This is a genomic window from Thiobacillus sp., from assembly GCF_024708915.1.
The window spans coordinates 1-9,323 of sequence record NZ_JANJXQ010000115.1; the positions used below are offsets into that span (position 1 = coordinate 1).

8 protein-coding genes and 1 pseudogene are annotated in these 9,323 nt (G+C 64.7%); 6 read left to right on the top strand and 3 right to left on the bottom strand.

The window, feature by feature from the left end; all coding sequences use genetic code 11:
* Positions 1–24: 24 nt before the first annotated feature.
* The 3 genes from rsmB to def all read right to left on the bottom strand — a co-directional run bounded on the left by rsmB (position 25) and on the right by def (position 2,876).
* Positions 25–1,281 (bottom strand): 16S rRNA (cytosine(967)-C(5))-methyltransferase RsmB, encoded by a 1,257-nt coding sequence (gene rsmB, locus Q0L94_RS08510; RefSeq protein ID WP_296752448.1) that lies wholly within the window; start codon positions 1,279–1,281, stop codon positions 25–27.
* A gap of 103 nt (positions 1,282–1,384) precedes the next feature.
* Positions 1,385–2,332, bottom strand: coding sequence for a methionyl-tRNA formyltransferase (gene fmt, locus Q0L94_RS08515; protein ID WP_296752450.1), 948 nt, complete (start codon positions 2,330–2,332; stop codon positions 1,385–1,387).
* 10 nt (positions 2,333–2,342) lie between these two features.
* On the bottom strand, positions 2,343–2,876 hold the full coding sequence (gene def, locus Q0L94_RS08520; protein WP_296752453.1) for a peptide deformylase: 534 nt from the start codon (positions 2,874–2,876) through the stop codon (positions 2,343–2,345).
* 160 nt (positions 2,877–3,036) lie between these two features.
* On the opposite strand from def, the gene Q0L94_RS08525 reads away from it, so the two are divergent.
* The 6 genes and pseudogenes from Q0L94_RS08525 to Q0L94_RS08550 form a co-directional block, all read left to right on the top strand.
* Positions 3,037–4,314, top strand: a complete 1,278-nt coding sequence (locus Q0L94_RS08525) for a LysM peptidoglycan-binding domain-containing protein (protein ID WP_296752456.1) — start codon at positions 3,037–3,039, stop codon at positions 4,312–4,314.
* 30 nt (positions 4,315–4,344) lie between these two features.
* Complete coding sequence (gene dprA, locus Q0L94_RS08530; RefSeq protein WP_296752459.1) at positions 4,345–5,412, top strand: DNA-processing protein DprA; 1,068 nt, start codon at positions 4,345–4,347, stop codon at positions 5,410–5,412.
* A gap of 4 nt (positions 5,413–5,416) precedes the next feature.
* Positions 5,417–5,863 (top strand): DUF494 family protein, encoded by a 447-nt coding sequence (locus tag Q0L94_RS08535; protein ID WP_018076643.1) that lies wholly within the window; start codon positions 5,417–5,419, stop codon positions 5,861–5,863.
* Positions 5,864–5,874: 11 nt separating this feature from the next.
* On the top strand, positions 5,875–8,433 hold the full coding sequence (gene topA / locus Q0L94_RS08540; RefSeq protein WP_296752462.1) for a type I DNA topoisomerase: 2,559 nt from the start codon (positions 5,875–5,877) through the stop codon (positions 8,431–8,433).
* A complete protein-coding gene (locus Q0L94_RS08545) occupies positions 8,430–8,828 on the top strand; it encodes a hypothetical protein (RefSeq protein ID WP_296752465.1) in 399 nt (132 codons plus the stop codon). Before topA ends, Q0L94_RS08545 begins: the two co-directional genes overlap by 4 nt.
* A 61-nt stretch (positions 8,829–8,889) precedes the next feature.
* Positions 8,890–9,323: pseudogene (locus Q0L94_RS08550) on the top strand (rhodanese); the annotation flags it as partial.

Consider the following 9,323-nt stretch of genomic DNA (forward strand, 5'->3'; position numbering starts at 1 on the left):
CCGGCCAGCCATCGAAAAGCCGGGTCACGTCTTGCGCAGCAGGGCGTAAAAGAAACCATCGTGCTCGGCATCGGGCAGCAGCGCCCCATCGGTCAAGGGTTGAGGAAGCGGGCAGCGTTCGGCGTCTTTTATATGACGCGCCAGGAACGCTCGCACTTGCCCGTCGTTTTCTTCATCGAATATCGAGCAGGTGGCGTAAAGCAATGTACCACCGCGGGCCAGCAGCCGCCAGAGTGCTTCCAGCATAACGGCCTGCTGCGCGGAAAATTGAGCGATGTCGTCGGGGCGGCGCAGCCACTTGATGTCGGGATTGCGGCGCACCACGCCGGAGGCGCTGCACGGTACATCGGCCAGGATGCGGTCGAACGGCCGGCCGTCCCACCAGGCGGCGGGCTGTGCCGCGTCGCCTGCGAGCAGCGTCGCCTGCAGTTGCAGGCGGTCGAGATTTTCGCGCACCCGCGCCAGCCGCACGGCGTCGACATCGAGCGCGCACAGATCGACATCCGCACGCTCCAGGATATGGCCGCTCTTGCCGCCGGGCGCCGCGCAGGCGTCGAGCACCCGCTCGCCCGCCTGGGCGTCGAGCAGGCGCGCGGCCCATTGCGCGCCGGCATCCTGTACCGACACCTCGCCCTGGTCGAAGCCGGGCAGGCTGTGCACCGGCACCGCGCGGTCGAGGGTGACCGCATCCGGACCGGTTTGATGCGCCGGCATCCCGGCCTCGTTCAGGCGCCGGAGATAGCTTGCGACATCGCCACGGCGGCAATTGACGCGCAGAGTGAACGGCGGATGCAGCAGGCTGGCCTCGAGGATACCCTGCCATTGGTCCGGATATTCGGCTTGCAGTTTCGCAATCCACCAGTCGGGGTGCGACCAGCGTGCGGACGGCTGGTCGGCGGCGATTTTGTCCAGCTCGGCGCGGCACCGCTGAAAATTGCGCAGCACCGCATTGGCGAGACCGCGCCGCCAGCCTTGGCCGGCGGCGGTGACGGCGTTGTGCACCACGGCATGGGCGGGGGCGCGGGTGTAGGCCAGTTGGTACAGCGCCACGCGCAGCAGCCAGCCCAGTTGCGGATCGGTCAGCGGACGGTCGAGCAGCGCCGCCAGCCAGGCGTCGAGGCGGCCCAGCTGGCGCAGGCTGCCATACACGATGTCCTGCAGCGCGCCGCGTTCGCCGGGCGTGTGCAGGTGCTGCAGGCACCGCGGCAACACCTGGTGCAGCGCCGTACCGGCGAGCACCTCCTCAAGCGCGCCGGCGGCGAGTTGTTGCAGCTTACGCATGGGGAAAAACGCCCCGCTTTGTCGGTTGATTCATGGGATTCTGGCCACCGCATCGAGCGGCGGATGATATCAGTCGCGCCGGCACCCGGCGCGCGATTCGACTTCAGGCGCCGAGCCGGATTCCGGGCGACAGCGGACGGCCGGCGAGGAAGGCTGCAGCACTCATCCGTTTGCCGCCTGCCGGCTGGACCGCCTGCAAGGCCAGCGTTCCGCTGCCGCAGGCGACGATCAGCTGGTCCGCGCCGGCGCGCAGCACTTCGCCCGGCGCATTCGCGTTTTCACCTGCTTCGACAGGCAATGAATCGGCACCGGCTTGTGCCGACCAGATTTTCAGCGGCTCGCCGTCCAGCAGCGTCCACGCGCCGGGTGCCGGATTGTAGGCACGTACGGCACGCGCCAGCAGGTCGGCCGGCTGGCGCCAGTCGAGCCGGGCTTCTTCCTTGCTGAGTTTGGCGGCGTACGTCGCCTGCGCGTCGTCCTGCGGCTGCGGCAGCAGCGCAGGGTAGTTCGCCAGCGCCTCGACGATGGCGCCGGCGCCGGCCGCGGCCAGGGTGTCATGCAGGCTTGCTGCGGTGTCGGTTTCAAGGATCGGCACCGGCGTTTTCGTCAGCATGGCGCCGGTGTCGAGCCCGGCGTCCATCTGCATGATGGTGATGCCGGTTTCCGTGTCGCCCGCCAGAATCGCACGCTGGATCGGCGCTGCACCGCGCCAGCGCGGCAGCAGCGAGGCGTGGATGTTGAGGCAGCCGAAACGCGGCAGGTCCAGCACGGCCTGCGGCAGGATCAGCCCGTAGGCCGCGACCACCATGATGTCGGCATCCGCCGCACGCAGTTCGGCCTGCGAATCGGGAAGCTTCAGGCTGGCGGGCTGCGCGACCGGCAGGCCGCGTGCCAGCGCCGCCTGCTTGACGGCGCTGGCGACCAATTTCATGCCGCGTCCGGCCGGGCGGTCAGGCTGGGTCAGCACCAGGGCGATGTCGTGCCCGGCATCCGCCAGGGCGTTCAGGGCTGCCGCCGCAAACGGCGGGGTGCCGGCAAAAACGATGCGCACGAGGAACGGCTCAAAGCGACGCGCGCACGGGCGCGGCGTCGGGGCGGTGTTCGCGCGCCTGTTTGGCCAGCTTGGCCTTGATGCGGTTGCGTTTGAGATTGGACAGATAGTCGACGAAGACCTTGCCCATCAGGTGATCCATTTCGTGCTGGACGCACACCGCCAGCAGACCCTCGGCCTCGAGTTCGAACCGCTTGCCGTCGCGGTCGAGCGCACGCACGGTGACGCGCTCGGCGCGCTCGACCTTGTCGAAAATGCCCGGCACCGACAGGCAGCCTTCTTCGCTTTCTTCACGCCCGGACTGCGCGACGATTTCGGGATTGATGAACACCCGCAGCTCGTCGTGGGTTTCGGAAATGTCGATGACGACGACGCGTTCGTGAATGTTGACCTGAGTGGCGGCCAGACCGATACCGGGCGCGGCGTACATGGTCTCGGCCATGTCGTCGATCAGCTTGCGGATGCGCGCGTCCACCGCCTGCACCGGTTTGGCGATGGTGTGCAGGCGCGCATCGGGGTAATGCAAAATGTCGAGTCTGGCCATAAAAAGCTTTACGAATGAAGGGACTGGAGGCACACTTTGATGCAAAATCCGCACCCGGCCGTCAGCAACCCTAAATATAAGACGGCGGATAGCCGTAAGTTAGGCGCACAGTATATTTTCAACGCAGAAAATTAGACAAGGTCTAAATGGAGGGTTCCCCGTGCGTCAACTCGTTGTTTCTCTTGCCCTGTTGCTGGCCGCTGCTCCCACGCTGGCCGATACCCTTAAATTGCAGGACAACGCGCCGGACAAATACGTCGTGGTCAAAGGCGACACGCTGTGGGATATCTCTGGCAAGTTTCTCAAGGATCCGTGGCGCTGGCCGCAGATCTGGAACCTGAACCGCGCGGAAATCAAGAACCCGCACTGGATTTACCCGGGCGACCTGATCGTGCTCGACCGCAGCGGCAAGGAGCCGCGTCTGGCGCTGGTCAAGGGCGGCAAGAACGGCATGCAGACGATCAAGCTGTCGCCCGGCGTGCGCGCGGCCGAGATCGGCAGCAATGCCATTCCGGCGATTCCCATCACGGCGATCCATGCCTTTCTGAAACAGCCCTTGCTGGTCAGCGACGACCAGCTGAACAACGCGCCGCAGATCCTCGGCACCAATGAAGAGCGCGTCATCATGACGACGGGCGACACGGCGTACGCCACGGGCGATGGCTCGGCAAACCGCAATTGGCAGATTTACCGCAAGGGACAAGCCTTGACCAACCCCGACAACGGGGAGCTGCTGGGCCATGAGGCCGTGTTTTTGGGCGATGCCGAGACGCTGGTCGCCGGCAACCCGCAAAAATTGCAGATCAAGCGGGTGACGCAAGAGGTGTTCGCCAAGGACAAGCTGTTGCCGGCGCAGGAAACCACCGTATTCGAATTCGTGCCGCATGCGCCAGAAAAACCGGTTTCCGGCAAGGTGATTTCCGCCTACGGCGCCGAAGGAATGTCCAACTCCGGGCGCTATCAGACGGTGGTGATCAACCGCGGCGCACAGGACGGCCTCGAACCCGGTCATGTGCTGGCGGTGTATCGCACAGGAAAACTGGTCAAAATGGACCCGAAAAAGGGTGGCCGCCAGCGCTGGGTTTTCCTCGATTCCGGCTGCATCAAACCAGGCGAAAAGATCAGCTTCGACCAACCTTATGAGCCTGGCAAGGTCATGCAGGACTGTCCCGGAACGGAAGTCCAGGCCGGGCCCTGGGCCTACATGGATGTGGGCTGCCTGAAACCCGGCAAGAAAGTGAGCTTCGACCAGTTCTTCGACCCCAAGGAAGTGTACGACCGCAGTTGCGTCGACAAGACCCAGGCCGACGCCGTCCAGCTCCCGGACTCCCGCACCGGCCTCGTCATGGTGTACCGCGTGTTCGATCGCGTGTCCTACGCGCTGATCATGCAATCCGAACGCCCGGTATACCTGCTCGACACGGTGAAAAACCCCTGAACGCACGCGTTCTCGCCGGGAGCATCGGGCGTGGCTGACGCCTGGCTGCGCCTCGCGCTCGCCCCCGGGGTCGGCAACGCCAGCCTGCTCCGCCTGCTGACGGCCTTCGGTTCTCCGGAGGCCGTTTTGGCATCCGGCCGCGCGGCGCTGGCGGCGCATCTTTCCTCCGCCCAATGCGCTGCGCTGCTGGCCGAACCCGACGCCGCGCGGCTTGACGCCGCCCATGCCTGGCTCGGCCAGCCGGGCAACAGCCTGATGACGCTGGCCGACGCGGACTACCCGAAGAATCTGCTGGAAATCGCCGATCCGCCCGCGCTGCTGTTTTGCAAGGGACGACGCGCCCTGTTGAGCCAGCCCGGCCTCGGCATCGTCGGCAGCCGCAACGCCACGCCGCAGGGGGTGCGCGACGCCGAAGCCTTCGCCCATGCGCTGTCCGACGCCGGGCTCACCATCGTCAGCGGGCTGGCGCTCGGCATCGACGCAGCGGCGCATCGCGGCGGGCTGGCAGGCGCTGGCTCGAGCGTCGCTGTCATCGGCACCGGGCTCGACCGCATTTACCCGGCGCGCAACAAGGCGCTGGCGCACCAGCTGGCCGAAAACGGCCTGATCGTGTCGGAATTTCCGCTCGGCACGCCGCCGCTGCCCGGCCATTTCCCGCGCCGCAACCGGCTGATCAGCGGTCTCTCCCGCGGCGTGCTGGTGGTGGAAGCCGCGCCCGACAGCGGCTCGCTGATCACCGCACGGGTCGCCACCGAACAGGGACGCGAAGTGTTTGCCATTCCCGGTTCCATCCATTCGCCGCTGGCGCGCGGCTGTCATGCGCTGATCAAGCAGGGCGCCAAGCTGGTCGAATCGGCCGCCGACATTCTCGACGAGCTGGCCTGGCAGCAGCGGCTGGCGCCGCCCCGCTTGCGGGTGCCGCCGGAAACCCTGTCCGATCCGGTGCTGGATGCGCTCGACGGCGCACCGGCCGCGCTCGACACTCTCGTACAAAGAACCGGGTTGACGCTGGATGCGCTTTCAGCGAAGCTGTTGACGCTTGAACTGGATGGGCGAATTGCGTCCCTGCCCGGCGGGCGCTACCAAAAAATCCACTGACACTATGCTCGACATCCTGGTTTACCTGTACGAAAGCTTTCGCATGGCGGAGCTGGCGCCCGATCGCGACGCGCTGGAAAAGCGCCTGTTCGCCGCCGGTTTCGAAGAAGCCGACATCAACGCCGCGCTCGACTGGTACGCCAATCTGGCCAGCAGCGCCAGCCACGAACGGCTGGCCCTGGCGTATGACCGTCATTACGCGCCGGAAGAACTGGAGCGACTGAACGACGCCTGTCGCGCCGAACTGGCCTATCTGGTCAATGCCGAAATCCTCGACCCCGAATCACGCGAATGGGTGATTTCCGGCCTGATGGCGCTGGGCGGCGAGGACATCGAACCGGACCATGTGCGCTGGATGACGCTGATCGTGCTGTGGAGCCGCGGGCTGATCGAACATTTCACCCACCTGGAAGACATGCTGCTGAACCACGAGCCAGGACGTTTGCACTGAATCGAATAACCATGTCCAAGCTTGTCATCGTCGAATCGCCCTCCAAGTCCAAAACGCTGAAGAAGTACCTCGGCGCGGACTACGAAATTCTCGCCAGCTACGGCCACGTGCGCGATCTTGAGCCGAAAACCGGCGCGGTCGACACCGAAAATTTCAGCATGAAATACCAGGTCATCGAGCGCAACGCCAAGCACGTCGATGCCATCGTCAAGGCCGCCAAAAAAGCCGACGAAGTGCTGCTGGCCACCGACCCGGACCGCGAAGGCGAGGCGATTTCCTGGCACATCAGCGAAATCCTCAAGGAACGCAAGGTCAAGACGCCGATGAAGCGGGTGGCGTTTTACGAGATCACCGAATCCGCCGTGCAGGACGCCGTGCGCAATCCGCGCGCGATCGCATCCGATCTGGTCGACGCGCAACAGGCCCGCCGCGCGCTCGATTATCTGGTCGGCTTCAACCTGTCGCCGCTGCTGTGGCGCAAGATCAGCCCGGGTTTGAGCGCCGGCCGCGTGCAGTCCCCCGCATTGCGGATGATCGTCGAGCGTGAAGAGGAAATCGAAGCCTTCGTGCCGCGCGAGTACTGGACGCTGCACCTCGACAGCCACAAAGGCGCGCAGCCCTTCACCGCCAAGCTCACGCATTTCAAGGGCGAAAAGCTCGAACAGTTCACAGTCGAGCACGAGGCGCGCAGCAAGGAATGGCTGGCGACGCTGGAAGGCCGCGATGCCACGGTGATGCGCATCGAAAAGAAGCGGCGCGCCCGCCACCCCGGCGCGCCATTCACCACCTCGACGCTGCAGCAGGCCGGGGTGCGCCAGCTCGGCATGACCACCGACCGCGTGATGCGCACGGCCCAGCAGTTATACGAAGGGATCGATCTGGGCGAAGGCCCGGTCGGCCTCATCACCTACATGCGTACCGACTCGGTAAATCTGGCGCAGGAAGCGATCACCGATATCCGCAAGTATGTGGGCGCTAACTTCGACAAGGAATTCCTGCCGCCGACCGCGCTCCACTACAAGGCCAAGACCAAGAACGCGCAGGAAGCCCACGAGGCGGTGCGCCCGACCTCGGTCGCACGCACGCCCGAAGCGGTGAAGCCGTTTCTTTCGCACGACCAGGCGAGGCTCTACGAACTGATCTGGAAGCGCACCGTCGCCTGCCAGATGGCGCCGGCGCAGTTCGATACCGTCGCCGCCGACATCACGGTGGGCGAGGGCACCTTCCGCGCCACCGGGCAGACGCTGGCATTCGCCGGTTTTCTCGCGGTGTACCAGGACGACGAGGACGAGGAAGAATCGAAACTGCCGGCGCTGACCGAAGGCGAGACCCTGCCGGTCGACCGCCTTTACGGCGAGCAGCATTTCACCCAGCCGCCGCCGCGCTACACGGAGGCATCGCTGGTGAAGGCGCTGGAGGAATACGGCATCGGCCGGCCTTCCACCTACGCCAGCATCATTTCAACCCTGCAGGATCGCGAATACGTGGTACTGGAAAAGAAGCGCTTTCAGCCGGCCGATATCGGTCGCCTGGTCAACTGCTTCCTGACCCGCCATTTCACCCATTACGTCGATTACGACTTCACCGCCAAGCTGGAGGACAAGCTCGACGACGTCTCCAACGGCAAGCGCGTATGGTCGCGCCTCCTTGGCGAATTCTGGAAGGAGTTCGACGGCGAGCTGAAGGCCAAGCAGGACGTCGAGCGCGGCTGTCCGATTCTCGAGGCCTGCCCCAAGTGCGGCAAGCCGCTGTTCATGCAGGCGAGCAAGCGCGGCCTGTTCATCGGCTGCTCCGGCTATCCGGAGTGCGACTACACGCGCCCACTGCATCCGGCCACCGCCGAAGGCGACAATATTCTCGGCCAGGATCCGGCCAGCGGCCTCGACGTCAAGCTGCTGTCCGGCCGCTTCGGCCCCTACGTGCAGATCGGCGAGATGCCGGAAGACAAGAAGGCGCCGAAGCCGCGCCGCGCCTCGTGGCCGAAGGACATCCCGCTGGAGAATGCGACGCTTGAACTGGCGCTGAAATTCCTCTCGCTGCCGCGCGAAGTCGGCCACCACCCGACCACCGGCCTGCCGATCGTCGCCAACAACGGCCGCTTCGGGCCGTATCTCTTGCACGACGGCAAGTTCAAGTCGATCCCCAAGACCGACAGCGTGTATGAAATCGACCTGCCGCGGGCACTCGAAGTGCTGGCGATGGAGCGCGAACCGCGCGGTGCCGATTCCGCCGCCTCGCTGCTGAAAAACCTCGGCCCACACCCGGAAGACGGCAAGGACATCACGGTGCGCAGCGGCCGCTACGGCCCCTACGTCAAGCACGGCAGCACCAACGCCACGCTGCCGAAGGACATCGCGCCGGAGGAGATCACGCTGGATGAGGCGCTGGCGCTGATCGCCGCGCGCATCGCCAAAGGGCCGGCCAAAAAGCCGGTGAAAAAGGCCACGGTCAAGCCGGCGGCGAAGAAAGCGAAACCGGCCGACGCTGCCGAATCGAAGAAACCCGCCGTGAAAAAGCCTGCGGCCAAGAAGGTCGCCAAAAAACCGGCCGGCAAAAAAACTGCCGCATGAGCGCGCCGCCGAGCCTGCTCATGCTCAATGCCTTCATCGGCACGGCCGGCTACAAAAAACTGTATCAGGAACTGGGCTACGCGGTTGTCGCCGAGTGGTCGGAACGCAAGGCCATCAGCCTGGTGCGCAAAAATCCGCCCGCGGTCATCGTGGCGGATTTTTACCACCAGACGGATTTCCGCGACCGCCTGTCCAATCTCGAATCCCTGCTGGCCGCGGTGCAAAGCGCGCCCAGCACCCGTATCCTGGTTTTTTACGAAACGGCACATCAGGCCGTGCTCGATAAAGTCAGCGCCCGCCTGCGCATCGATGCCGCATTCACGCTGCCAGTACAGGAAGACTTGTTGCGCGCCACGTTGCAGCGCTGGCGGGCCAATATCCCCGCGTCGATCTAGCGGCAATTAAACTTTCCATAGGGCTGACCGTTAAACTCCACGTCATCCCGTGGAGACGACCATGCGTTTAGCCATCCTGTCCCTGTTTCTGGTCTCGGCTGTTGTCCAGGCCGCGCCGCTCACGCTCGGCGTAGTACTCGATCAAAACGAATCGATCACCGATTTCAATACCACCCAGCGCTACCGCGCCTTCACCAACGAAGTCGAACGGGCGCTCGGCCAGCCGGTCCGGCTGCAGTATTACACGCGCGGCTTTTCCGCCATCAAGCACGCCAAGGACGGCACGCTGGACATGGTGTTCGGCCCCGCCCAGGTGATCGCCAACGTCGGCAAATTCAAGTTTGAGCCCATACTCAAATCCAACGCGACGATCGCCGCCGCTTTCGTGTCGGGTCCGGATTACAAAGGCACGCTGGGCGCCAAATCGCACGCCAGACTGGGGATTCCCGATTACGAATCGCTGATGGGCAGCATGGCGCGCAGCGAGATCAATAG